This is a genomic window from Anabaena sp. UHCC 0399 (genome assembly GCF_034931465.1).
Lineage (GTDB): Bacteria > Cyanobacteriota > Cyanobacteriia > Cyanobacteriales > Nostocaceae > Trichormus > Trichormus minutissimus.
This window is the reverse complement of sequence record NZ_JAYGGZ010000055.1, coordinates 1-24,241: the sequence shown is the minus strand read 5'-3', so window position 1 is coordinate 24,241 and position 24,241 is coordinate 1. Positions and strand designations below refer to the sequence as shown.

The following is a 24,241-nucleotide window of genomic DNA, read 5'->3' as shown; positions in this document are numbered from 1 at the left end:
TATTAACTATCAATTGCCCCTCTTACCAATATCACGGTACTATCTACGCTAGAGGCGATCGCTTCTGGTATATTACCTTGTATAGCCTGTTGCAATAAGCCTTCACGGGAAGCACCCAACACCACCACATCAAACTTTTCATTCTCCACTAAGTTAATCACACCCTCAGCTACAGAATCAGCTTGGACTGGAGTCGCCACAACTGTACTCGACAATTGACGGCGGCGCATCAGTTGGCGGATGGCTTGTTCAATAACTGTCATGTCTGGCTTGAACTCCAAGGGTTTAAACACCCGCGTCAAACAAATTTGCGGGTTATCTCCCAAAGTGACTAAAGCCGGTAACAATTTAATCGCTAATCTGGCGTTGGGGCCGCCCGCCATTGGGACTAACCAACGGTTGAATTGGGGTTTGGAGGGACTACCCAACTTAACTAACACAACATCACAGGTGGCTTGGCGGATGATGGTGTCTACGACATTACCGAAAATCCGGCCGGGGGTAGAGGTGTTACCTTTCCAGCCCATGAGAATTAAATCTATGTGCTGTTCGTTGATGGTTTCTAAGATAGCTTGGGCGGAATCGTGAGCGACGCGAATTTGGGTATGTAGGGGAATGTGCCATTTTTTGGCTAATACTTCCGCTTGTCTGAGGAGGCGGCGACTTTTGGCGGTTCTGACTGATGTTTCAGACGGGGAACTGTGGCGGGATACTAAGATAATTTGCACACATTCTATTTCATAGTGGCGATCGCGGGCAATGGCGGCGGCCATCTGTAATAATATCTCGGCGGTTTCCGGGTTAGCGACTGGGACTAATAATCTACCTCTGCCAATACTAGGCGATCGCGTTTGGTAAACTACATAAGAAGGTTCTGGTTGTGGCCCTGGGATAGCATTTTTACCATTCAGATGGTCTGCTTCGGCGCGAATAATGTCTGCACGGGTAATAATCCCAATCAGTTTTCTACCATCTATTACTGGTAAGCGACTCAGTTGATATCTATCAAGTAAATACAGGACGTTACTCAAACTGTGTAAAGGTGTTACCGTCATGGGATTGGCGGTCATAATCTCTCTGAGAAAAGTATCCTTTTGTAAGTGGCGATTTTGGATTTTCGTTAAATCAGATTGGGTGACAATTCCTACCAATTTGCTCTCTTCCACCACCGGAAAACCACGGTGATGGGAACTGGAAAAGGCTTGTGTGGCTTCTTCGAGACTCATGTCTGCGTCCAGAGTTTCTACCCGTTGCTGCATCACATCTTTAGCTGTTAATTTATTTAATACCCCTTCGACAGAAACTTCTTTCGTCAAGGTGATGCCATTAAGTTGCAACAGCTTTTCATACAATGAACCAGGAAATACTTTATCTGCTACCAAATAAGCCGTCACCACCACAATCATCAAAGGTAGCACTAGATTAAAATCGGTGGTCATCTCAAACACAATCACAATGGCGGTGATGGGGACTTTAGAAACCGCACTAAAAAATCCTCCCATCCCTGCTAAAGCATAGGTAATTGGAGAACCTTGATCTAAAATCTGATGAGAAAACACCCCTACCAAGTGACCCAAGACCGAACCTAAAATCAGACTAGGTGCAAATAACCCACCAGGTGCGCCCGAACCAAAAGCTACTAAGGTAAGGATAAACTGAGAGATAAAGGCGATCACCGCTATGGTAGGATTTAAGTCCCCCGTAATAATATATCCTCGTAAACCCGTATTATCCCGAAAATAGGCTGGTAAAAAAGAGACGACAATACCCGAAATTAAGCCAGCCAAAGCCATCCTTAAGGGTAAACTGATATGCAACCGCCGATAAAATTTGATACTAAAAATTAAGCCTTGATTAAATAATGCTCCCAGTAACCCCGCCAAAACACCCAACAGTAAAAAAAAGGGAATTTCCGTAAAGTAGAATCCACTGGAATAACTCATCAATTCAATATTTAAATTAAAACTGCCACCACCCAACAACCGCGACACCACCCCACCAATAAAGGCCGCGATAATGGCAGTTCCTAGAGTCATTCCCGATAAATCTTGCAGTAATTCCTCAATAATAAATAGTACACCGGCAATAGGAGCATTAAACGCCGCCGCCAAACCTGCACCCGCGCCTGCTGCAATCATTTGTCGGCGATGGTCAGGAGAAGTAGGAACTAAGCGACTCATCCCACCAGCCAAAGCTGCGCCTACCTGCACTGTCGGCCCCTGTCTACCCAAAGTCATCCCCGAACCTAAGACCATAATGGCCGTCACAAGCTTCACCAATGCTACCCGCCAGGATAACTTAGTCGGGATATTCGCCAGAGTCGCCTTGACTTGGGGAATACCACTACCCGCCGCCTCTGGTGCAAACCTTTGTACCAACCAGCCAGCCAAAAACCCAAAACTCACCCCAACTAGAGGTAGTGCCACCCAAGTCGGTAAAAGATGGGAACTCTGAACGCGCAATGCTCCCAGAGAACCAGAACCCACTTTCAGGAATACCGCAGATAAAGCCGCTACCACCCCAATAATACAAGCTTCTGCGATCGCTAAACCCTTTCTCGGTTGTAACCACCTACGAAAGTGCATAATAATTCGTAATTCGTAATTCGTAATTCGTAATTCGTAATTAGTTAATGAGCATTGGGCATGAGTTACCCTGTACCTTGTCACCTGTCACCTGTCACCTGTCACCTGTCCCCTCAATTCCTCCCCGTTGTCGATAGTCCCTCCACTATCAAAGATGGTGTGTAGCAAGAACCGTTCCAATCAGCATCATCACCTAATTCTACTTGTTTGAGGGCGGTGTAGATATTACCTGCCACCATCGTATCTTTAATACGTCCGATAACTTCGCCTTTGCGGACGCGATAACCCAATTCAATGTTGACGGAAAAGTCGCCGGAAATACCGCCGCCGCCACCTAATATTTGATCGACAATTAAGCCATCATCCATTTTTTGAATTAACTCCTGTAGTGATGCCTTACCAGGTTGGATGAGGAAATTAAATAAACCAGGGGTAGGATAGCTGCCCAAACTAGGCCGGAAACCATTCCCTGTAGTACCAGTTTCTAGTTGACTTCCGGTGGTGCGATCGCAATAATAATGCTGTAATATGCCGTTTTCTACAAATACTAAAGGAGTTGTCGGCGTACCCTCATCATCAAAAGGGCAACTGTAAGGCCCTGCTAAAGGGTCTTGGTACAAGGTAAGATTAGAAGCTATTACTGGTGTACCTAAGCGTTCTCCCCACGGGGAGGCTGACTCTAGCACCCGCTTACCATTTAAAGCCGCTTGGGCTGTTCCCCACAGCATATCGGCTGCTTTAGAAGTAAATAAAACCGGCACACGACGATTGGGCGATGGGACATTATGTTTAGCCCAAATCAATCTCTGTAAAATTTGCTGGGCTAATTTCTCTGGTTCTAGAATGTCTCGCTGGGTTTGACCATCAGCAACACTCAAAAAATCATCACCCCGCACCCACTCGGCTGACATATAGCAACTAAGTGTAGTATCATTGTAATAGCAATCTAGTCCTTGACTATTAACCAGTCTTGTGCTTTCAATATCACATTCCCAATCACTATTACAGACCACATCTGGATAAGCATCACGGATCATAGCGATCGCTTCTTTGCCCCAACTAACTAGCACTTCTATCGGTACAGATGAGCCTAAGTCTGGATAATCTGGCTGAAAATTGCTGACCAGTTCCAAAACTTCTGGTTGATTAAGTTGGCTTAAAGCGATCGCTCTTTCCACCATAACTTTTGGCTTCACAGAACCATAAGCTACCGTGAGTCCTGGACGCCCATTGCGCCATAGCCGCAATGCTGTGCCTTCAGATTGACTGGTTTCTAGCTGTTTGAGTCGGTTAGCCTCAAAAAAAACCGGACGAGAAAGCGATCGCGACTGATACACCTCAGCTGCTTCTGCTCCCGATTTGATAGCTAACTCTAGCAGATTTTCTGCTAGTGTATCCTGTGACAAATTTTCAGAACCCATGACCCTCGGTAAATTATGGATTTTGGATCGTGAACCGCAGATCAACGCAGATCATTATCCCAAATCATTGGCTTATTATCCGCGTAAATTAGCATTTGCCATATTCGCAATGCAGACGGACGCAGATAATTATCCCAAATCATTGGTATTTCTCAGCATTTATTAGGGAATGGGGAAAGAAGGCAGGGGGCGCAGGGGACGCAGGGGACGCAGGGGGAGAGAAATACAATGCCCCATGCCTAATTCCTACCTTACGGTACATTAATCTCTTGTAAAAGCCAAAATCCAGCGAAAGCTTCCGCTTGGGCATCTGATTGCACACCTAGAAAATGCACTCCCCTAGCTTCTTGCTTGGCTGCTTCAAAACCTTTAGCTTCAGCTAGGGTGTTTGGATTTTTGAGATTGGCTAAAATCCAACTTTCTGTAGTCCCAGTTTCTAAAACTAATCTCGTGCCTTGTTTAGTATCGACCCTCAAAAAGGCTAACTCTAAACCAGACATCCAACCCGCCAAAGGTAACGCTCTCGGTGAAAAAATCAATATGCCAGGGATGCGGGCTTCTGGCGATAATTTTGCCAACTCTAGGGGAAAAGCTTCACTAAAACCAATTTCCCACTCTGGCATCTCAGCTAACTCCGCAGCCGATAACGAGACAAATACCCATTGTTGCCCTTCCAAAGCATCAGGTAATCTTTGAGGTAAAGGACTTTCCAAACGCACCGAAGCATTTGTTCCTCCTTGATAGCCAGGCTCTTGGGGATAAACCTCATCCATTCGCTGTTGCAGCCATTCGTTAAGTATCAAAATCCGACGGCTAGATAGGGCAGGAATACCCAAATCTTCGCAAGCTTTGACAATCATATTATTCATTTGGCGGCGGAAAAAGCGAATTTTGATTGGTGCTTCCCCAGCTTTATCTATGGCTTCCTGTAATGCTGTCCTTAACCAACCTGAGTTTACCTCTGTACTAGGACAATATTTTGCATAACGGAATAAAGAATCTAAGTTTGTGCGGATATCTAAGGGACTTTCACAGACTAAGACTTCCCAAACTTTTTTCTGATTTTCGTCCAAAATCGGACGGGAGTAAAAATCTATTTCCCAAATACTGCCCATGTTTTGCCGTAAAAATCTGGCGAGTTTATATTTTGCTTATACTCCCACTCTACCCCTTTGGGGAATTCAAAATTCAAAATTCAAAATTCAAAATGGGGGACTGGGTACTGGGGAAGAATTTACTTCTCCTACTCCCCTGTCCCCTGTCACCTGTCCCCTGTCACCTGTCCCCTGTCACCTGTCACCTGTCACCTGTCTTCTGTGACATTTAATATAAGTGATGTAAAATTAGCGGAATTATCATCCAATACAAAAAGGAAAAAAATATTGTTAATCGTATCGCAGCTAACACTTGAAATTCCTACAGCCAGAAGAATCTTCTAGAATTAAAAAGAGTGATTAAGTACATATACCAACGGAGGATAGAATAGCTCATGGCTGGTGGCGAGTCTCAGACCCCTGTTAGTCTCTCAGACAGAGAACTGCAAATTATCGACTTAGTGGCTGCTGGCTTAACTAACCAAGAAATTGCAGGAAAACTGGAAATTAGCAAACGCACAGTTGACAACCATATCAGCAACATTCTCGACAAAACCCGCACTGAAAACCGAGTGGCTCTTGTTCGCTGGGCTTTACAGTGGGGTAAAGTTTGCTTGAATGATGTCAATTGTTGTCTTCTCCCTAAACAAGACGAATAAACGACTTGCAGACGCTCTCAAGTGCATCTAGCATGGCAATTAATTTCGTCTGGTATGCAGCATAGCTGATTTTGACAGATCATTTAGATGATTGTTTTCTCCTCACGCATTTTTTGTGAATCTCTAGCGCAGGTCTCACGCAGGTCAAAATCAAGCAGAACGTAAAGCTTGGCTGTTTAGTTATTGTGGGTCGCTATTTTCCCCCGTTGGTACAGTTGGTTACAAAACTGTACCAACGGGTAATTTTGCTACATTTCAAAAGATATTGAGACAATCATCAACAAAAATTAGCAACAATACCTTGCCTCAGACGCTACATTGGTAGGAAATCTATGTTGCTCCATCAACTTGGGGAGCAGTGTTTTTATGAATACCTCTGCTGCTTTTATCGGTAACTCATCTCCCTTTGATTTTTTAAGTTTTGACTTTACAGCACCTCAACCTACACAAGATGCTGACTTACTCAAGCAGCTATCTTTTATCCCTGGGTTGAAAGAGATGTTAATGCTGCGCCAAGTTCACGCCTTGGAACACGCCACGGTTTGGGTGTTGAGTGAAGTAAAAAACACTCAATCCCCCACCGGAAGACCAAGCAAAATCCAAATTGATGATGAATTATTGGGTGGTTTGTCTACAGACCAGGGATTTTATCTCTATGGGGAAGTGAATATCAGCGATTTGCGGCGAGCTGTTACCCTTGCTCTTCACCGCCTTATTCATGGCGAATGGGATTTGGCTGTACATCCCCGTTGCGGTACAAATTTATCAGTGGCTATGTTATTGACGGCTGGCTTAGGTGTAGGTGTGACTTTAATGTTACCATTCCGACCTGTTGAGCAATTGATCGGTTTAGGATTAGCAGCCACTACAGCCTCTGAACTGGCACCCGATGTAGGTTCAATAGCACAGCGATATCTGACAACTGCGATTCCCTTTAACCTAGCAGTTGAAAATATTACTATCTCTCGTGATGTTTGGGGTCGTCAGGGGCATTTTGTCAAAGTAAACTGGCAAGAGAATAATTCGTAATTCGTAATTCGTAATTCGTAATTCGTAATGGACTTCTCTACGAGACGCTATCGCGAACGTCCCGCTCCGCTAACGTAATTCGTGATGACGCTCAAAGAATCTCTATGAGACGTTGCACGATCGCTAACTTAATTCTTAATTGGTAATGCGAAAACTGTATTTTTTAGTTCCTGGAACTGGTGGCAAATTTGCTTGTGGTGGTTTGTGGGCGGAGTTGAAAGCGTTTAAGCTCGCTCAACAGGTTTGTAGTGCTGAGGTGGTGACTTATCGGCAACGGGAAACAGATAAGCTGTTTTTAGATGATCTGTTGCAAGAGTCAAATTTAGATGATGTAATTTTTGTGATTAGTTGGGGATTTGATATAGCTAAGTTGGCTAAAAAACTCCAGTCATATAATGTTGTTTATCATGCTCATAGTGCGGGTTATAAATTTAGGTTACCTGCCAGTATTCCCATTATTACTGTGAGCCGTATTACGATGGGATATTGGGGACAAAAAGCACCCAATTCTCTCGTTTATTATTTGCCTAATGAAATTAGTTATGATTTTAAAAATTTAAATATAGAACGAGATATTGATGTTTTAGTTCAGTCGCGAAAATCTTCTGAGTATTTACTAAATCAACTAATTCCCGCTTTACAACAAAAATGTAGAGTCCAGGTAGTTAATTCTTATGTGGAAGACTTACCTGGATTATTTAATCGGGTTAAAGTTTATCTTTATGATTCGGCAGAATATTGGGCGCAACAGAATGTCAGTGAAGGTTTTGGTCTGCAACCAATGGAAGCTATGGCTTGTGGTTGTCAGGTTTTTTCTAGTGTCAACGGCGGACTTTCTGATTATTTAGACCCTGGATTTAATTGCTATAAAATTGCTGGATATTCCCAAGAGTACGACGTTCAAAGGGTTTTGAAGGTAATAGACTCTACTATCTCACCTAATTTATCTGAAGATTTCTTTGCTGAATATCGACCTGAAAATATTATTACGCGTCTGCAAGTAATTCTTGCAGAATTAAATGATTTTTTTGACCATAAAAAGCATTATTCTAGCAATATACCCAGTTTGACTAGAGGGCGGTTACTCAATCTATTTATACAGAGAGTAAATAAAAAATTTCGCAAAAAATATTTTCAGGGTTTGTAATTTCATCATGATGAACAACTGGTTTAATACAGCTAGACTGGGGATGTTTGTTCATTGGGGACACAGTTCTCAACAAGAATGTGAGTTATCTTGGCCGCTAGTTGGGGGTGTATTCAGCCTTCCTTTTTGCCAAGATATTCCTGTTGAGAAATACCACAGCACTGCTGATAATTTCAATCCACAGCAATACAATCCTCAAGAATGGGCATATTTAGCAAAAAGTCTAGGTATGAAATATGCCATCTTAACAGCCAAACATCATGATGGTTTTGCCCTATTCCATACCCAAGAATCAGACTTTTCAATTGCATCTACACCTTATAAAAAAGACATTGTACGTGAATTTATCGATGCTATGCGCTCTGAAGGATTGCGTATAGGGCTTTATTTTTCCCTCAGTGATTGGCATCATCCTGACTATCCTGCTTTTACAGAGGCTGATAAACCTTATCGATTTGACAAATTACCTCAACCTACACCGCAACAGTGGGAGCGATATCTTCAATTTCTGTGCAATCAGATCCGAGAATTATTGAGCAACTACGGTCAAATTGACATCATTTGGTTTGATGGGAGTTGGGAACGTACTCTAGAACAATGGCAGGTGCAAGAATTAGCAAAAATAATTCGTGAATTACAACCTAATATTCTCATTAACGATCGCCTGCCAAATTGTGGAGACTTTGCAACCCCTGAACAGTTTATTCCTTCTCACCCACCTGCTCATCTTTGGGAAACCTGTCTAACCATCAATGAAAGTTGGGGATATAACTCAGATGACCATTGTTTTAAGTCCTCCCGTCAGCTAATTCATACCCTTTGTGAAGTCGCAGGGAAAGGAGGTAATCTTCTGCTCAATGTGAGTCCAATGGGTAACGGACAAATCCCCCCTGAGCAGTTAGAACGTCTCAAAGATATAGCTGATTGGATGTCCCAGCATTCTGAAAGTATACTAGATACCATGCCAGGATTAGAACCCTGGCAATTTTATGGCCCCTCAACTCGTAAGGGTAATCGCCTTTATCTACACTTATTAATGCAACCTTACGAGACAATATCAGTTAGAGGTATACCAATCAAACAAGTAAAATCAGTGTCTGTTCTTGCTGATGGTACACCACTGAACTTTACAAGTCGCTGTGCAATTATGGATTCTCTTCTCAATCCCAATCCGTTAGGAGAATTGACAATAGATGTACCTGAATCGCTAATTAATCCCTACGTCACAGTGATTTATATTGATATTGAGTAATTAATATTACCAGTTGGCGACAGCTTCGGCGATCGCTTCTTTAGCTTCAGTTAGAGACTTTTCACGCTCATCGTCACCTGTATTCAGGTTCTCAGCGTGGATAAAGGTAACATCTATCAGACCGATAAAACCTAAAATAGCCCGCAGATAAGGTTCTTGATAATCGTAAGCAGCAAAGGGAGTTCCCGGTGAAAAAGCACCACCACGAGAGGTAATAATTAATACTTTTTTGCTGCTGTCTACTAAACCTTTAAAGCCGTTCTCATTCACAGCGAAGGTGCGACCGACGCGCACAATTTGGTCGATGTACGCCTTGAAAGTCGAGGGTATATTCAAGTTATACATCGGTACGCCAAAAATATAGCGATCGGCAGCGAGAAATTCATCAATTAGACTATCCGATAATTTAATCGCTTCATTTAATTCTGGTGTACGTGCATCTGGGGGTGTAAAAGCAGCAGCAATCCAAGATTCGTCTACATGGGGAACAGGACTATGGCCTAAATCCCGGTAAGTTACGATGTCCCCAGGGTGAGTATCTTTCCAAGAAGTAATAAATTCATAAGAAAGCGATCGTGAAATTGAACGTTCACCACGAGGACTAGTATCAATGTGGAGGATATTTGCCATGAAAAAATTCCCCAATTATTAATTAGGCATACAACAAAATTTATGGTCAAGTAAAAAAATACTTGCCGAATAGACTTTAAACTATATATAGTTAATATGAAAGTACGCACTAAAAAGTAAGGTACTTACTAAAAAGTAACTATGGAAGCTCAAGCAGAAAATTATGAAAGGCTAACTTGTGAAGTAGAAACTACTTTAAAGGTAATTGGCGGACGCTGGAAGGTTTTAATCATCAGAGAACTGCTATCAGAGATTAAAAGATTTGGTGAATTGCAGCGTTCTCTACCTGGAATTACACAAAAAATGCTCACTCAACAACTTCGAGAATTAGAAGAAGATGGTATTATACATCGAGAAGTATACGCACAAATCCCTCCAAAGGTAGAATATTCTTTAACACCTTTAGGAAAAAGTTTACAACCAATTCTCTATGCAATGCACGAATGGGCTGTGAAGCATTTTTATCAAAAATAGGTGACAGGGAATAGCTTCTTCTAGTTGTTATGAGGCTTTTCAAAAATTAGATGTGAGTTGTTTATTTAAATTTAAGTTAAGTAAAGGTTAATTGGTTTATTGAGTTTGTAAATATTCAATTGCTGCTTCTAACTTAGAAGAATAACTTTCAGCAAATCTTTCAAACCAAAGTCCTTCAGGAGAGAAAGGATCTAATTTTGTTAGCCAATCTTGGGCTTGCTTTTTCAACCCTTCTCGTTGTTTAGCTTTGATTTGTTCTTGTCGAATCCTTTCTTGTTCTATTTCTTGCTGCTTTCTCGATTCCTCGGCTTGGTCTTGAGCTGCAACGTCAGCCTGGACTTCTGCTAAGAGATTGTCGATAAAAGAAGCTGATTTGTTTGTAGGTGGGCTGAATGGTTTACCTACATTGGGTACATTGGGTTTTGGTTGTGGCTGTTTTGGTTGTTCGCTATCGTATTCAGCTTTGATTTGCGCTAACAGCTTGTCAATAGAATCCATAATTACAATTCAAAATTCAATATTCAAAAGTTAAAAAAGATAAAAAGTCAGGTTTTCACTGACTTTAGATACTTTTAATGTAGATTGCTTTCCTTTTTTACCTAGCTGTGCTAGTCAGTAATAGCATTAAGTAGAACTTCTGAGAGGCTTAAATCCTCCATATCATCCATTGTGATGGTGTCGCAGATATCAAATTTTGCCCCAGCACTTTGCAATTCATCATCCAAAACCTTGAGAAAGCGGGTAGCTTGGGCATCTTTACCGACTTGGATGAAAGAAATAGCTAGTTCTTCATCTTTATCCATACGACGAGAAGCTTCAATAATCACCTTCATTACCGCTTTGCGATCGTCTGGTTCACCATCGGTGACAACCAATATTGTTTCGCCATTGGGTTTAGTTTGACCAGAGGCTTTGCGTTGAAAATAATCATCAGTGGCGTGTTTCAACACAGCTGCTAAATCAGTAGTTCCAGAAGGATCATTTTCTAGAAAAATTTGAGCTACCTTAGCAGAAGTAACATTTTCATATCGCTTAAATCTACCAGAGAATACATATAAAGTAATGCCATCTGGATCAAATTGTTCGCACTTACTTGCTAAAGCTAAAGTGGATTCTTGGGCAGTTACCCATCTATTTCTACCACCCTTTTGATCAGGGGTAGCCATGCTGCCACTTTTGTCAATAATTAGAGTGTAATCACGATTTTCTAGCATGATGTAATTTGACTAATAAAATAACTAATGACTAATGACTATCAACTAATCAGTAATTGCATTCATTAAGACATCTGCAAGGCTCATGTCTTCTAAGTCATCTAAGGTGATGGTATCGCAAATATCGAATTTAGCACCGACACCTTGTAGCTGGTCGTCTAAGGCTTTAAGAAACTTAGTAGCTTGGGCATCTGAGCCTACTTGAATCATGGAAATAGCTAATTCTTCATCACGATCCATCTGGCGTGTAGCATTGATAATAACTTCAAAAACTGCTTTGCGATCGTCTGGTTCGCCGTCAGTAATCACTAAAATTGTCTCGCCATTGGGTTTGGTTTGGCCACCTGCTTTGCGTTGAAAGTAATTATTCAGTGCATCCTGGAGGACACCGGCTAAATTAGTTGTCCCGGCTGGGTCATTTTCGAGAAATACTTGGGCGACTTTAGCTGTAGTCACATTTTCATAACGTTTAAATCTGCCAGAAAAAACATAAACAGTAATGCCATCTGGGTCAAACTGTTCGCACTTTCTGGCTAAAGCTATGGTTGATTCTTGGGCTATTTCCCATCTGCTTCTACCACCAACTTGGTCAGGGGTAGACATACTACCGCTTTTGTCGATGATTAGTGTGTAGTCGCGATCGCTCATCATAATATTCCTTGAATTATTACCCTGTGGTTCTAGTCTAGTCGCTCGGTAATAGTACGACATCCTTTAGAATTGCATTGTAATAATGATTTATTCATTCTATCCCCTGTCACCTGTCACCTGTCACCTATTCCCTAATCACCTTGGGCAGACTACCGCGTCCGTTATAGATTAGTAATGTATCACCTGACTAATTCGGGCTTGGTCTTTCACAGCGAAGGGTTTGGATGGAAATGTTTACTTCGTCAGAGACTCCTATACTTGGGACAATTTTGTTAGTGGCTTTTGCCATTTTAGGTTGGGGCTTTTATCGCGCCAGACCTTTTGGGAAACTGGGAATCTTGGCCTGGTTGCAGTCGGTGGTGTTAATGACTCCCTGGCTGCTGTTCTTCGGTTTGTTTGCGGCTGGAATTTATATCAATATAGCCGGTATATTGTTCTTGGTAGTGGTTTCTGCGGGCTTGTATGTCTACTTAGGCAGACAGTTGCGTGCTGCTGGTCAAGATGCCATCCTCAAGCAACGAGCCACCCAAAGGCTAGCGGATGAATCTTCTCAAGCATCTGAAAACGTACCACAGCCAACAGTAGTAGTTGTGGAAATACTGCCAATTCCAGAAGAAGACTTGAGTGCTATTAGAAGCATTTTTGGGATTGATACGTTTTTTGCCACAGAAACGATCGCCTACCAACAAGGTGCTATTTTCAAAGGTAATCTGCGTGGTGAACCCCAAGATGTTCACAATCGTTTGACTGCCAGTTTAAAAGAAAAACTTGCTGATAAATATCGTTTGTTTTTATTAGAAAACACAGACGGTAAACCCGTGGTTATTGTTCTACCTAGCAGCAATGACCCACGCCTGATGACGTTACCGCAAAAAGTCTTTGCAGCTATCCTGGCTGTAGCAACCATTGGTACTAGTCTAGAAACGGGCGGATTATTGCTCAATTTTGATGTTCTGGCTAATCCAGAACGGTTGCAAGAGGCTTTACCCATCGGTTTGGGTATATTTGCGATTTTGGTCGCCCATGAAATTGGACATTGGTTGCTGGCGCGTCGTCATCAAGTCCGCCTCAGTTGGCCTTTCTTTTTACCGGCGGTACAGATTGGGTCTTTTGGCTCAATCACCCGCTTTGAGTCGCTGTTACAGAATCGCTCAGTGTTATTTGATATTGCCGTGGCAGGGCCTGTCGCTGGTGGTATTGTATCTTTACTGATGCTGATTGTGGGCTTGCTGCTTTCTCACCCAGGCAGTTTATTTCAGTTACCCAATCAGTTTTTCCAAGGTTCGATTTTAGTAGGTAGCCTAGCACGGGTTGTTTTGGGTTCAGCGTTGCAGTCACCGTTAGTTAGTGTTAATCCCCTGGTGGTGATTGGTTGGCTGGGATTGGTCATCACAGCTTTAAACTTGATGCCGGCTGGACAATTAGATGGCGGGCGCGTTGTACAGGCGATTTACGGACGCAAAACTGCAAATAGGTCAACGATCGCTACTTTAATTGTCTTAGCTTTGGTAGGCTTGGGTAATCCCATAGCACTGTATTGGTTAATCGTTATCCTGTTTCTACAACGGGATTTAGAACGCCCCAGCTTGAATGAAATCACCGAACCCAACGATGCGAGGGCTGCTTTGGGTTTATTGGTTCTGTTCTTAATGATTACCACCCTTTTACCTCTAACCCCCGGCTTGGCTGGAAGGTTGGGAATCGGCGGGTAAATGAGTAATGAGTAATGAGTAATGGGTATTTACTCATTACTTATTACTCATAATTTATTTTTGAATTTTGAATTGTTAAGCTTTCCACCCCGTCAGCAAATTGGGATATTTAGCTGGTGTAGAAAATATCTGCTTCCAGGCTGTCTGACGTTCTAAGGGTTTTTCTTTACTTAGATTCCAGAGGGTTTCATAGAAAAAGAAAGAGATTCCCGCAAAATTGCGATCGCGTACTTTCTGCACTTGGGTTTGAATTTGCTGCATGGGTACGGATCTATTCTTCAAGCCAGATAAAATCCCAATACTCACAGGAATATGTTTTTGGGCGGCTTTGACTTCTGGATACTCTAATTCTTTGATAAAGACATTGAGATCATCGCGGTAAATCTGCAATACCAATTCTTCAACTATTCCCATCCGTTCCCAACGTTGCCAGTCGGCGAGAAAATATTCATAGGAAAAACGCTGCGGGTTGGGAGCAACGGAAACCAAGCAATCTTTTTTCGCAGATTTAATCGCTGTAAATATCCGCTTCATGAAAACAGTGATTTTGTCGGCTCGCCAACGCACCCATTCTGGATCTTTGGGATTTTTGGAGGGTGCTTGACCACGATGTTCTTTTTTGTACAAGCCTACGGTGTAGGCATCATAGCCCAGTTCTGAAGGTAAGCCGAAATGGTCATCAAACTGGATACCGTCGATGTCGTAGTTTCTGACGATTTCGACAATTAAATCCTGGATGAATTGCTGCACATCGGGACGAAAGGGACTTAACCAAACTCGGTCATGTGTGCCTTCTTTCAGAATTCGAGTGCCATTGCTGCGACTTGTCAGCCATTGGGGACGATTTTTAGCTAGGAGAGAATCGGCTGGGGCCATGAAGCCAAATTCAAACCAAGGAATCACGGTTAACCCTTGTTTATGACCTTCCGTGACAATTTCTTTGAGCATATCGCGCCCTTGTAATCCAGGGGTAGGATCAAGCGATCGCCCAATCACTTTCGCGGCTACTTGACTGGGATACAGTGTATATCCCCAATTCCACACTGCTGGATATACGGTATTGAAATTCAGTTCATCTAATTTTTGTAAAGATTTTTTCAGGCGATCGCGCTCAAACAGCACATCACTATCAATATTAGTTAACCACACCCCCCTCAATTCCGATGCTAGTGATGAGTTAGGAGTGATTTGTGCGTTTAAAGGTAACGATAAAATTACTGTAGCCACCATACTCAAAACCAGCATCACTGCCAAAAATACTGGCTTGCTTTTTTGATTAAAATTCTGCAACAAAAACCTCACATACCACTTTCTAAACATTTTCATAAATTGTTACATGAGCAGAAAATGAAACAATAATCATGACGCATTCAAGAGCCAGAAGTTGCTCTGAATAAAGATTATTAGCACATGGACATTTTTATCTATAGAGATACAAAGGGATAAAACTTTATATTTTCTTTATATCTTATTGTAATTATTTCATCTTATTCATCTGTTAATATCAATACATCATTTTCATATTTGTTTAGACAATGTAAATAATATACCTAATGGTTGACCATTAGAGTATGTTTAGCAGTATGCTAAGTAGTAATTAAAAAGTTTCCATCTAGTTACTTAGGGATACTTAATAACCCGAAATAGCTAGCAGGCAGTGTTTACACAGTTATATTGACGACTTCTAATCTAAAATCTCAGATTCGGTGATGAAAAGCCTAAGTAACTCGCAAAATCATTTAGCAGAAACGACAGCAGCCACCAAGAGGCTAGAAAGGGCAATTATGCTTGCTGCTGGTGATTTTTCGTTGATATTAGCTTGCTGTAACTCGCTTCAGAAACAACAGCAAATACTCAACTTATTCACTGAATCTTCAGCATTCAAGATACAGGAGATTATTCTCCAGCCAACCGACGAGACATTATACACAACCATTACTAAGAAAATTGGCACTATTCACCCAGAAGCATTGATGATTAAGGGTTTAGAATCTGTGGTGGCAATTAACCAACTCATCACCAGTACCAATATGATGCGAGATGAGTTTCGCAAAACTTTTAACTTTCCCGTAGTGTTATGGCTCAACGATGAAATTCTCAATAAATTAGTCTGGTTAGCACCAGATTTAAAAAACTGGGCAGCCAACACCATTCGCTTTGATATTCCCCATCATCAGCTGATCAACAATCCAGTCTTGATTGCTTAATATTTAACCATTGAAATTGCTTACGATCGCAATGACGCAAGGTATTATTGCGTAGCTGGCTTCCTGCAAGTCGAGGAACGACAAAGCAATCCCAAGAGTTTGTAAATCAGTTCTATATGGAAGATGGTTATGCCTCAAAATCGGCGAATGCCTCTAGCAATGATGATCGCTATTGGTATCTTGGTAACATTTTTAAGCATTAGCAGTTTCCCAGGTACGCCTGCACAGTCTCAGGAAATCCAGAGACCTGCTGCGCTGGCTGCCAATGTTGATCTTGGACGTTCGTTTAATCAACTGGGCATCAAAGGTTCTATTCTAATTTACGATCGCAACAATAAAAAGTTTTACGAACACAACCCTGCTCGTAACTCACAAGCCTTCCTTCCTGCTTCGACTTTCAAAATTTTTAACTCTCTCGTAGCCTTAGAGACTGGGGCGATTCCCAATGATGTGGCTGTTTTGACTTGGGACGGCATTCAGCGCGAATTCCCAACGTGGAATCAAGACACCAACATCCACCAAGCTTTCAGAAATTCAACAGTGTGGTTCTATCAAGTGCTAGCGCGAAAAATTGGTCATGAACGGATGGAGAAATTCATCAAGGAAGTCGGCTATGGAAACCGTCAAATTGGTACACCTGAGCAAATTGACCGATTTTGGTTAGCCGGGCCGCTGCAAATTACACCCAGACAACAGATTGAGTTTCTACAACATCTTCACCGCAAAGATTTACCCTTCTCACAACGTACTTTGGATTTAGTTCAAGACATTATGATTTACGAACGTACCCCAGACTATGTACTGAGAGGAAAAACAGGCTGGTCAACCAGTCTCACCCCTAATGTTGGCTGGTTTGTGGGATATTTGGAACAAAACAATAATGTATATTTCTTTGCCACAAATATCGATATACGCAATAATAATGACCTTCCGGCTCGAATTGAACTTACTCGCCACAGTCTCAAAGCTTTAGGATTGCTATGAGGTGTTGCGGTTGTCAATGAAGGCAATGCCTACCTGCGTCAAGCTGCTACGAATTCTCCTCCAACTTCCCGCTACGTGCATATACGCATCTGGATAACCAAATTGCTCCTCTGATATCCTAGATATGCTAAATTACTGAGTAAAGCTGCTAAATAAATAAAATCTAGTCAAAGGGGTATGTTTCAGCTACTGAAACAAAGAGCTATCAACAGATTGCTGCATTGAACCTCTAGATATTCATCTTGAGTAAAGTATTGTTGACTCAAAAATAACTAGATGTCCGCCGAGCAACGCCTAGAACAGAAACGCCAGATACTACAAGAGCAGTATGATCTATTAGCTAAGAAGCTAACACTACTACGTTTGGACTGGGCAGTTGAGACAGATACGGCTCATCGTTTCAAGCTAGCAACGCAAATTGAAGCCAATGAAAGAGAACTGAAGGAAACTGAAACAGAACTCGGTGAATTAGAACAGCAGCTTACTACGGTAAAACAAGCTTCATCTAGTGAAAAGTTATATAGTGCTTTGTTGAAATTGGGTTATCGCCAGCAGACGCGAGAATTTCGGCAGTTTATTAATGCTCACTCTGCGGCGGCTTTCCTCATCTACGGTTCACCAGAGTATGGACAACGCTGGCTGTTGAATCGGTTAATAGTTAAAGATATTCCTAGTATTCTTACGGGAAAGATTGTGCGAATTGACCTCAGTCGCATTGCTCGCAGGAATGATATTAATGCTTTATGGCGTGAATTGGGTGGTCGCGTTGGGCTAGGTAGACAAAGCACAATTACTGAAATTGCTGAACGAGTTTATCAATGGTGGATGACTCAGAATGTGCTGCTAATTTTCTATGATGTTGATTGTCTATCGGAAACCTTTCTGCATGAGTTGATACGTGATTTTTGGATGCCATTAGCTAATAAAGTAAAAGAAGCTACATCGCCAAGTAGTCAATTCAAATTATTAATGTTCTTGGTAGATTATGGCGGCTGTGCAGGTAGTTGGAATGTCCCTTTTGCAGAAGGTCATAACGCTTGGAAGCTAACTAAAATTAAGGAATTTTCCGAGGATGATCTGACTTACTGGCTAGATTTTGCATCGGATAAACTGCCGAGTAAACTTACAGAACAAGTAGAAGAAACGATACAAAATATACTGAAAAAGAGCGATAATGGAATTCCAGAACCTGCTTTAGAAGAAATTTGTCTCCTTTCTGGCTGTAATTGGTATGAACAAGAGGAAAAATGGTTGAGGCTGTAGGTAGACAACTGGAATATACAGGTAAAGTTCAGCCCCACCTGGGAGAAAGAGCGGCAAATGGGCAGCTTTTGTATCCTTATTTACCTAGCCCCGAACTAGTGGAAGCAGTTAACTTGGCGATTTACTTAGAAAGACCATTACTGCTGAAGGGAGAACCAGGGTGTGGTAAGACACTTTTAGCCAGTGCAGTCGCCTACGAATTGGGTCTACATTTAGAAACTTGGTATGTCAAATCTACCAGTCGGGCGCAGGATGGTTTGTATACCTACGATGCTGTGGGACGCTTGCGGGATGCCCAGCTTGCAGCTTCTAGTCGCTTGACAGCAGAACAAATTCAGCGCATTGATAACCCCAATACTTACGTGCGTTGGGGGTCTTTGGGACGTGCTTTTCAGCAAGAACAGCCAAGAGTAGTATTAATTGATGAAATTGATAAGGCTGATATTGATTTTCCTAATGACTTGCTGTTGGAACTAGATCAAAAACAATTTACTGTTGAGGAAACAGGGGAGATTATTCGAGCCAAGTCACCACCAATTGTTTTGATTACGAGTAATGATGAGAAAGATTTACCGGATGCTTTCTTGCGGCGGTGCTTGTTTCAGTATGTGGAATTTCCTCAGCCTGAACAGTTAATAGAAATTGTTAATTCTCGTTTCCCTGATGTACCACCAGAATTGCTCAAGAAAGCCGTGACTCGTTTCCTCATGTTGCGGAACGATATGGACAAAGATAAACGGGAGATTGGTAAAAAAGTCAGTACGAGTGAATTACTTGATTGGGTGCGGGTGTTGCGTCGCTATCCTCAAGATGAGGTACTGGAAAAGCTGGATGGTAAGATACCTTACGCGGGTGTGTTACTGAAAAGTTGGAATGATCATTTACGTTATTTGAGGCAGAACTTTGGACGTGAATGATGTACCTCTGCTGGAACTATTTACCAAACTCCAAGAAGCAGGTTTACCACTGGGTATTGATGAATATAATTTAGTTTTGCAGGCTTTGCAGGCTGGTTTTGGCATGAATGACCAAGCAGCTTTGAAGCGTCTGTGTCAGACTGTGTGGGTGAAATCTGCTGAGGAAAGGCAGCTGCTTGAATATCATTTTGCAGCAATGATGGGTAATGAGGCGGTGTTGCCAAATTCAGAAATATTGCCTACACCAACTGAAAAATATCGGGTTTTTTCGATTACGCGCTACTTGGTTTTGGGGTTTTTGGGTGTTGGTATTGGCTTGAGTATGGTTTCTGACCAGATGAGCCAGACTCCAAAACCAAACCCAACAATAAAACCGATTGAAACAAATATTCCCGCTTTGACAGATAAGCAAACAAAAATACCCCAGTTGAACCCAACCCCAACTGCAACCCCAACCCCAACCGCAACCCCAACCCCAACTGCAACCCCAACCCCAACTGCAACCCCAACCCCAACTGCAACCCCAACCCCAACTGCAACCCCAAATCGAATAGATTGGATTTGGCAGAGTCTTTTATCATTTATCGCCTTGAGTGGTGGGTATGTAATTATCAAATGGTTAGTTCAACGCAATATGCAAAAGCCTATTAGTGAAAGTACATCCCATTCAGAGGTAAATCCAAATTCTGCACAATTAACCCAGATTATAGAAGATGAGGTACAGGTAGCTAAAGCCGTGCTGCAAGCTACTAGCCGCAATGACGAAATTCCTGTCAATCGCTTCATTCTATCCTCAGATTATTTTCCTGTAACTAGACGGCAACTGAAACAGAGTTGGCGGTATTTACGCAGTCCAGTACGTGAAGGCGCACGAACAGAGTTAGATGTGGAAGCAACGGTTAATCAAATTGGTCGCCAAGGTTTAATGCTTGCACCTGTTTTAGTAGCACCTCGCGTCAATCAGTCAGAATTACTATTACTAATTGACCAAGATGGCTCAATGATTCCTTTTCATGAGTTATCGCAACGTCTAGCAGCAACCGCTTTGCGTGGTGGTCGTTTGGGCAAATCTGGAATTTACTATTTTCACAATTGCCCGATGGAATATCTTTATCATGACCCCTATCATCAGCAAGGGGAGTTAGTTAGCCATATTGTCAATCATGTTTGCTCTAGGCGGACGGCTGTATTAATTTTTAGTGATGCTGGTGCAGCGCGTGGTGGTTATAGTGAAGAACGTTGTGAATTAACTAGAGAATTTATCACTCAGTTACAACAGCGTGTGCGTTATATTGCTTGGCTGAATCCTATGCCGAAAAAGCGTTGGTTTGGTACAACTGCCGGTGAAATTGCCCATCTTCTACCGATGTTTGAAGTTAGTCGCCGGGGTGTGCAAGATGCTATTGGTGTTTTGCGTGGACGCTCACATTTTGCGGGGTGGAGAATATGAGCCAAGTAAAGCCGGAAGTTGTGAATAGACGGATTGAGTTGTTTGAGAAACGCTTTGGTAAAGCACACCTGTATTTGGCTTATCATGCGGCGTTCCCTTTGGCGTTGACACCGGATTTGTTATATAGTTTGTGGGCTAATTTCCCACGGGATATTCATGGTGAGTTCCTCAATATCCCTTGGATAGCAGTGGCTGATTTGCTGCTTTCTGGTTTGTGCGAGGAAGTGGGATATGAATTATATGAAATGGATTTAGCTATCAGGAATCTGCTGTTAAAACAGTTAAAGGAAGATGAAAAGTTTGGTCAAGCTAGGATAAATGAACTGTCAGATTTTTTGCTTGATTATACCCGGCAGCAGTTTCAGAGTGATGATTTTGATACTGAATTTGTCCAGTCTCAACGGTGGATAGCTTTAGCATACACGCGACCTCATGAAGTGGCTTGTGAAATAGCTTTAGCTTTCTCGAAATTGGATTTGCAAGATACCGCAGAAATGGTGCGACTAGCATCATTAACGGCAACAATTACTGAGCCATTAGCAGAATTTCAGCCTTTGTTGATTTATGCTCGTGGGATGGCAAAGTTTGCCCGTGGTAATTTAGCAGATGCAAAGGCTCAATTTGATGAACTGGTTGCAGGAGGAAAGCCGATACAGATAGTTGGGGTAAGGTTGCCGATTCCTGAAGAAATGAGAACAAGTTTGTTCAAAAGGTTAACACGGCGGGAGTTTATCGAGTTGGCAACCTTGGGAAGTGCAGGATTATTGATGACGGTAGTGTTTCGTTCACTCCAAGAAGATTCACGCCTGCAAAGCTTTCAATTTGAAACGGTGACGGTAGATGCAAGAGGGAACATCATCAACCGCAGCAATGAGCAAGCAAGATACTTTGCAGAAGACTTAGGCAATGGTGTCAGCTTAGAAATGGTGCAGATACCAGAGGGGATATTTACAATGGGTTCACCAGCAGGGGAAGCGCAACGAGACTCAGATGAAAGTCCCCAGAGACAGGTGAGAATTCCCGGCTTCTTCATGGGGAAATATGCAGTCACCCAGGAACAGTATCAAGCCATCATGGGGATAAATCCTGCTAGATTCAAAGGAGATAAGAGACCAGTAGAAACAGTCAGTTGGAATGATGCGGTAGAGTTTTGTGAAAAATTGAGTCAGAAAACAGGAAAAACCTACAGGCTACCTAGCGAAGCGGAATGGGAGTACGCCTGTCGAGCAGGAACAATCACACCGTTTTATTTTGGGGAAACCATCACCACAGATTTAGTTAACTACAACGGTAACTATCCCTACGTTTCTGCACCCAAAGGCGAATATCGTCAACAAACAACAAATGTAGGAATATTTCCGCCGAACTCTTTCGGTTTATATGATATGTGTGGTAATATATGGGAATGGTGCGAAGATGTATACAATGATAGCTACCAAAGTGCGCCGACAGATGGTAGTGCTTGGTTAACAGGTAGCGATAATAACATAAAGCTGCTGCGTGGCGGTTCTTGGAGCAACGATGCTTGGGATTGTCGGTCTGCTATTCGCCTTGGGATCGGTCCCGCGAATCGGTACTTAAATGTTGGTTTTCGTATTGTCGCGGTGGTGCTGGCGTGAGGATTCCTTACCTTTGCACTCTTGCCCTTTAGCCCTCTGCACTTCTCATTCTTTACCCTTCTTTTTCCTCTGCCTAAAGGCGGAAAAATTTTTCAGATATAGTGTCTTGATACAAAAGTAATTATACACTACATTTAATCAAATTTCTCACTAATTTAGTAGGTTGCGCTGTGCTTAACCTAACCCATATCTTTATATACAGTTTTTTGGGTGCAATCGGCGATCGCCGATTGCACAAAATATTCTCCTCAAGCATAGCGATCGCCTGATCGTCGAAACTAGCACATCCAAAAGCTAAAGTCCGATTCTCTAAAGAATTGGTGTCAATTTATACTATTTTAATTTTCTTTAGTCGATATACTCATGAGTAGGTTCTACCTGGGAAATGTGAAGTGGCTTTGCCACTTCTTTTTATGTGTGCAGTTGCTTGAGAGATAAATGAAAAGTGCTGACTAAAAAAACTACTCAGCACTCACAACTCAGCACTCATCACTACCCACTCAGTCATTAGTCATAGTATCCCGCCATTTTTCTTGATTTTCTTTGATCTCTGCTTCAGGCGATCGCGCTAATAGCCAAGTCTTCCATCGTAAGGGTTTTTGCCTTTCTATGTGACTAATTAACTGCATAATAGACAAATCAGCTTTGATGGGAGTTTTTAAATCAAAGTTAATCGTCCGTAAAATTTCAGCATCATCCTCGATAAAGTGTTGAATCATCAGATTAGTCAGCCACAGAACAAAGCGATTTAATAACCATCCCCCAAATCCCTGACGTTTCTTAGTTAAAAATATAGTCTGAATCTGAGATTTACCATCATCAAGCATCCGTATGCTAAACATGATGTATAAATGCAGTAAATCTGGCCCTACAGTTATTGTGAAGGTGCTGCCATACCAATAGGAAATACTATAAATATTATTTTGATGTAGAGGACGCAGCAATTTAAACAATCTCTTATCTTTATTGCTATCGCTATGTTTAGTAAAAATAATAGCATTTTGACTTAATTCCTGCCTTTCAAAAGCAATATCTAACGGTAGTTTATGAACAGTAAGAAAGTGTTGAACGTCAATGGAATTAATCATGACTACATGAGGATGACAGTTAATTACCAACCGAGAACCGAGAACACTTTCACACTCATGAAACTCTAACTCTGGTACAAAAGGTATAGGTTGTCTGGGGCTTTCGCCAGTCCAGATCCAAATTAATCCGTATTTTTCAACTGTAGGCCAAGTTTTTAACTTTAAGGGGAGAGGCTCTTCCAAACAGGGAATTTCTATACATATGCCCTGATTGTTAAACTTCCAATGGTGAAAAGCACAACGTATATCATTACCTTCTATTGTGCCTTCTGCCAAGTCAGCACCCATATGTGGGCAGTAGGCATCAACAATCACTGCTTGTCTGTCTTCACCACGGTAAATTACTATTTTTCTCCCTAAAATTGTCATAGGTTTTACATCACCTATAAGTAAGTTTTTAGAAGGTATTACCCAATACCATCCTTCAATGAAACGTTCTGGATTATTGAAGGTTTTGGGTTTGCGAATTGGTTGAAGAGACTGAGAATTATCATCCATTTTTAATGTTTCACTGATGAGTGAAGCGGTTGCTCTACAGATAACATGAGGATTTGTTAAAAACAGTTATTTTGAGTACGTTCAGAACTTCAATCTCTTTAATAAAGCAGGGTTATTGATGATAATTAATCCCTCTCTGGCTTTTTTATCACTTTTTCAGCAAACCCTAATTATTCATGTAAATTCTTATTCCTTATCTTTCCTATAATCCCTGTTTTCTAGTCATTAAGTAGAACTTTTAAACCAGAAATATTGAATCCTGATACAAAACTTTACATATCTAGTTACACTAACTCTCTTAAGTCTAAAATAGTCAGCATGACATCATCTCCTCAAACCAATGAACA

The 24,241-nt window shown here is 41.8% G+C and carries 21 protein-coding genes; 12 read left to right on the top strand and 9 right to left on the bottom strand.

Annotation, left to right across the window (positions count from 1 at the left end; all coding sequences use genetic code 11):
- Positions 1–2 precede the first annotated feature (2 nt).
- The 3 genes from VB693_RS23885 to VB693_RS23875 form a co-directional block, all read right to left on the bottom strand.
- On the bottom strand, positions 3–2,585 hold the full coding sequence (locus VB693_RS23885; RefSeq protein WP_323268447.1) for a chloride channel protein: 2,583 nt from the start codon (positions 2,583–2,585) through the stop codon (positions 3–5).
- Between the two features lie 113 nt (positions 2,586–2,698).
- The gene (locus VB693_RS23880; RefSeq protein WP_323268432.1) at positions 2,699–4,006 is read right to left on the bottom strand and encodes a TldD/PmbA family protein; all 1,308 of its coding nucleotides are present in this window, start codon (positions 4,004–4,006) and stop codon (positions 2,699–2,701) included.
- 251 nt (positions 4,007–4,257) lie between these two features.
- Complete coding sequence (locus VB693_RS23875) at positions 4,258–5,121, bottom strand: Tab2/Atab2 family RNA-binding protein (RefSeq protein WP_323268431.1); 864 nt, start codon at positions 5,119–5,121, stop codon at positions 4,258–4,260.
- A 374-nt stretch (positions 5,122–5,495) separates the two neighbouring features.
- Here VB693_RS23875 and VB693_RS23870 point away from each other — a divergent pair, with 374 nt between their 5' ends.
- From VB693_RS23870 to VB693_RS23855, 4 genes are all read left to right on the top strand, one after another.
- Positions 5,496–5,759 carry a helix-turn-helix transcriptional regulator gene (locus VB693_RS23870; RefSeq protein ID WP_323268430.1) on the top strand — a complete coding sequence of 88 codons (264 nt, stop codon included), beginning with the start codon at positions 5,496–5,498 and terminating at the stop codon, positions 5,757–5,759.
- A 366-nt stretch (positions 5,760–6,125) separates the two neighbouring features.
- On the top strand, positions 6,126–6,788 hold the full coding sequence (locus VB693_RS23865; protein ID WP_323268429.1) for a DUF6391 domain-containing protein: 663 nt from the start codon (positions 6,126–6,128) through the stop codon (positions 6,786–6,788).
- 145 nt (positions 6,789–6,933) lie between these two features.
- Positions 6,934–7,935, top strand: coding sequence for a glycosyltransferase (locus tag VB693_RS23860; protein WP_323268428.1), 1,002 nt, complete (start codon positions 6,934–6,936; stop codon positions 7,933–7,935).
- Positions 7,936–7,942: 7 nt separating this feature from the next.
- Positions 7,943–9,187 carry an alpha-L-fucosidase gene (locus VB693_RS23855; protein WP_323268427.1) on the top strand — a complete coding sequence of 415 codons (1,245 nt, stop codon included), beginning with the start codon at positions 7,943–7,945 and terminating at the stop codon, positions 9,185–9,187.
- Positions 9,188–9,193: 6 nt separating this feature from the next.
- On the opposite strand, the gene VB693_RS23850 is transcribed toward VB693_RS23855, so the two are convergent.
- On the bottom strand, positions 9,194–9,817 hold the full coding sequence (locus VB693_RS23850; protein WP_323268426.1) for an FMN-dependent NADH-azoreductase: 624 nt from the start codon (positions 9,815–9,817) through the stop codon (positions 9,194–9,196).
- Between the two features lie 141 nt (positions 9,818–9,958).
- Here VB693_RS23850 and VB693_RS23845 point away from each other — a divergent pair, with 141 nt between their 5' ends.
- A complete protein-coding gene (locus VB693_RS23845) occupies positions 9,959–10,291 on the top strand; it encodes a helix-turn-helix domain-containing protein (RefSeq protein ID WP_323268425.1) in 333 nt (110 codons plus the stop codon).
- Between the two features lie 96 nt (positions 10,292–10,387).
- Here VB693_RS23845 and VB693_RS23840 read toward each other — a convergent pair whose 3' ends face one another.
- The 3 genes from VB693_RS23840 to VB693_RS23830 all read right to left on the bottom strand — a co-directional run bounded on the left by VB693_RS23840 (position 10,388) and on the right by VB693_RS23830 (position 12,156).
- Complete coding sequence (locus tag VB693_RS23840; RefSeq protein WP_323268424.1) at positions 10,388–10,789, bottom strand: salt stress protein, Slr1339 family; 402 nt, start codon at positions 10,787–10,789, stop codon at positions 10,388–10,390.
- A gap of 110 nt (positions 10,790–10,899) precedes the next feature.
- Positions 10,900–11,505, bottom strand: coding sequence for a VWA domain-containing protein (locus VB693_RS23835; RefSeq protein ID WP_323268423.1), 606 nt, complete (start codon positions 11,503–11,505; stop codon positions 10,900–10,902).
- A 45-nt stretch (positions 11,506–11,550) separates the two neighbouring features.
- Positions 11,551–12,156: a VWA domain-containing protein gene (locus VB693_RS23830; protein WP_323268446.1), complete on the bottom strand. Its 606-nt coding sequence runs from the start codon at positions 12,154–12,156 to the stop codon at positions 11,551–11,553.
- Between the two features lie 230 nt (positions 12,157–12,386).
- Between VB693_RS23830 and VB693_RS23825 the strand changes: the two genes are divergently transcribed.
- Positions 12,387–13,868 (top strand): site-2 protease family protein, encoded by a 1,482-nt coding sequence (locus VB693_RS23825; protein ID WP_323268445.1) that lies wholly within the window; start codon positions 12,387–12,389, stop codon positions 13,866–13,868.
- A 75-nt stretch (positions 13,869–13,943) separates the two neighbouring features.
- Here the strand turns inward: VB693_RS23825 and VB693_RS23820 are convergent, their stop codons facing one another.
- The gene (locus VB693_RS23820) at positions 13,944–15,194 is read right to left on the bottom strand and encodes a glycoside hydrolase family 10 protein (protein ID WP_323268422.1); all 1,251 of its coding nucleotides are present in this window, start codon (positions 15,192–15,194) and stop codon (positions 13,944–13,946) included.
- A gap of 383 nt (positions 15,195–15,577) precedes the next feature.
- On the opposite strand from VB693_RS23820, the gene VB693_RS23815 reads away from it, so the two are divergent.
- The 6 genes from VB693_RS23815 to VB693_RS23790 all read left to right on the top strand — a co-directional run bounded on the left by VB693_RS23815 (position 15,578) and on the right by VB693_RS23790 (position 22,308).
- The gene (locus VB693_RS23815; protein WP_323268421.1) at positions 15,578–16,075 is read left to right on the top strand and encodes a hypothetical protein; all 498 of its coding nucleotides are present in this window, start codon (positions 15,578–15,580) and stop codon (positions 16,073–16,075) included.
- Positions 16,076–16,204: 129 nt separating this feature from the next.
- Positions 16,205–17,059, top strand: a complete 855-nt coding sequence (gene blaOXA / locus VB693_RS23810) for a class D beta-lactamase (protein ID WP_323268420.1) — start codon at positions 16,205–16,207, stop codon at positions 17,057–17,059.
- Between the two features lie 276 nt (positions 17,060–17,335).
- A complete protein-coding gene (locus VB693_RS23805) occupies positions 17,336–18,322 on the top strand; it encodes a hypothetical protein (RefSeq protein ID WP_323268419.1) in 987 nt (328 codons plus the stop codon).
- Positions 18,307–19,239, top strand: coding sequence for a MoxR family ATPase (locus VB693_RS23800; RefSeq protein WP_323268418.1), 933 nt, complete (start codon positions 18,307–18,309; stop codon positions 19,237–19,239). Before VB693_RS23805 ends, VB693_RS23800 begins: the two co-directional genes overlap by 16 nt.
- Complete coding sequence (locus VB693_RS23795; protein WP_323268417.1) at positions 19,232–20,689, top strand: hypothetical protein; 1,458 nt, start codon at positions 19,232–19,234, stop codon at positions 20,687–20,689. Before VB693_RS23800 ends, VB693_RS23795 begins: the two co-directional genes overlap by 8 nt.
- Positions 20,686–22,308, top strand: coding sequence for a formylglycine-generating enzyme family protein (locus tag VB693_RS23790; protein WP_323268416.1), 1,623 nt, complete (start codon positions 20,686–20,688; stop codon positions 22,306–22,308). Before VB693_RS23795 ends, VB693_RS23790 begins: the two co-directional genes overlap by 4 nt.
- 500 nt (positions 22,309–22,808) lie before the next feature.
- On the opposite strand, the gene VB693_RS23785 is transcribed toward VB693_RS23790, so the two are convergent.
- Entirely contained in the window at positions 22,809–23,894 is a 1,086-nt protein-coding gene (locus VB693_RS23785; RefSeq protein ID WP_323268415.1) for an aromatic ring-hydroxylating dioxygenase subunit alpha, read from the bottom strand.
- Positions 23,895–24,241: the final 347 nt, after the last annotated feature.

Bases quoted from the DNA above. Each gene is read 5' to 3' on its own strand.
- VB693_RS23885 (WP_323268447.1), bottom strand. From the start codon at position 2,585: ATGCACTTTCGTAGGTGGTTACAACCGAGAAAGGGTTTAGCGATCGCA.
- VB693_RS23880 (WP_323268432.1), bottom strand. From the start codon at position 4,006: ATGGGTTCTGAAAATTTGTCACAGGATACACTAGCAGAAAATCTGCTA.
- VB693_RS23875 (WP_323268431.1), bottom strand. From the start codon at position 5,121: ATGGGCAGTATTTGGGAAATAGATTTTTACTCCCGTCCGATTTTGGAC.
- VB693_RS23870 (WP_323268430.1), top strand. From the start codon at position 5,496: ATGGCTGGTGGCGAGTCTCAGACCCCTGTTAGTCTCTCAGACAGAGAA.
- VB693_RS23865 (WP_323268429.1), top strand. From the start codon at position 6,126: ATGAATACCTCTGCTGCTTTTATCGGTAACTCATCTCCCTTTGATTTT.
- VB693_RS23860 (WP_323268428.1), top strand. From the start codon at position 6,934: ATGCGAAAACTGTATTTTTTAGTTCCTGGAACTGGTGGCAAATTTGCT.
- VB693_RS23855 (WP_323268427.1), top strand. From the start codon at position 7,943: ATGATGAACAACTGGTTTAATACAGCTAGACTGGGGATGTTTGTTCAT.
- VB693_RS23850 (WP_323268426.1), bottom strand. From the start codon at position 9,817: ATGGCAAATATCCTCCACATTGATACTAGTCCTCGTGGTGAACGTTCA.
- VB693_RS23845 (WP_323268425.1), top strand. From the start codon at position 9,959: ATGGAAGCTCAAGCAGAAAATTATGAAAGGCTAACTTGTGAAGTAGAA.
- VB693_RS23840 (WP_323268424.1), bottom strand. From the start codon at position 10,789: ATGGATTCTATTGACAAGCTGTTAGCGCAAATCAAAGCTGAATACGAT.
- VB693_RS23835 (WP_323268423.1), bottom strand. From the start codon at position 11,505: ATGCTAGAAAATCGTGATTACACTCTAATTATTGACAAAAGTGGCAGC.
- VB693_RS23830 (WP_323268446.1), bottom strand. From the start codon at position 12,156: ATGATGAGCGATCGCGACTACACACTAATCATCGACAAAAGCGGTAGT.
- VB693_RS23825 (WP_323268445.1), top strand. From the start codon at position 12,387: ATGTTTACTTCGTCAGAGACTCCTATACTTGGGACAATTTTGTTAGTG.
- VB693_RS23820 (WP_323268422.1), bottom strand. From the start codon at position 15,194: ATGAAAATGTTTAGAAAGTGGTATGTGAGGTTTTTGTTGCAGAATTTT.
- VB693_RS23815 (WP_323268421.1), top strand. From the start codon at position 15,578: ATGAAAAGCCTAAGTAACTCGCAAAATCATTTAGCAGAAACGACAGCA.
- blaOXA (WP_323268420.1), top strand. From the start codon at position 16,205: ATGCCTCAAAATCGGCGAATGCCTCTAGCAATGATGATCGCTATTGGT.
- VB693_RS23805 (WP_323268419.1), top strand. From the start codon at position 17,336: ATGTCCGCCGAGCAACGCCTAGAACAGAAACGCCAGATACTACAAGAG.
- VB693_RS23800 (WP_323268418.1), top strand. From the start codon at position 18,307: ATGGTTGAGGCTGTAGGTAGACAACTGGAATATACAGGTAAAGTTCAG.
- VB693_RS23790 (WP_323268416.1), top strand. From the start codon at position 20,686: ATGAGCCAAGTAAAGCCGGAAGTTGTGAATAGACGGATTGAGTTGTTT.
- VB693_RS23785 (WP_323268415.1), bottom strand. From the start codon at position 23,894: ATGGATGATAATTCTCAGTCTCTTCAACCAATTCGCAAACCCAAAACC.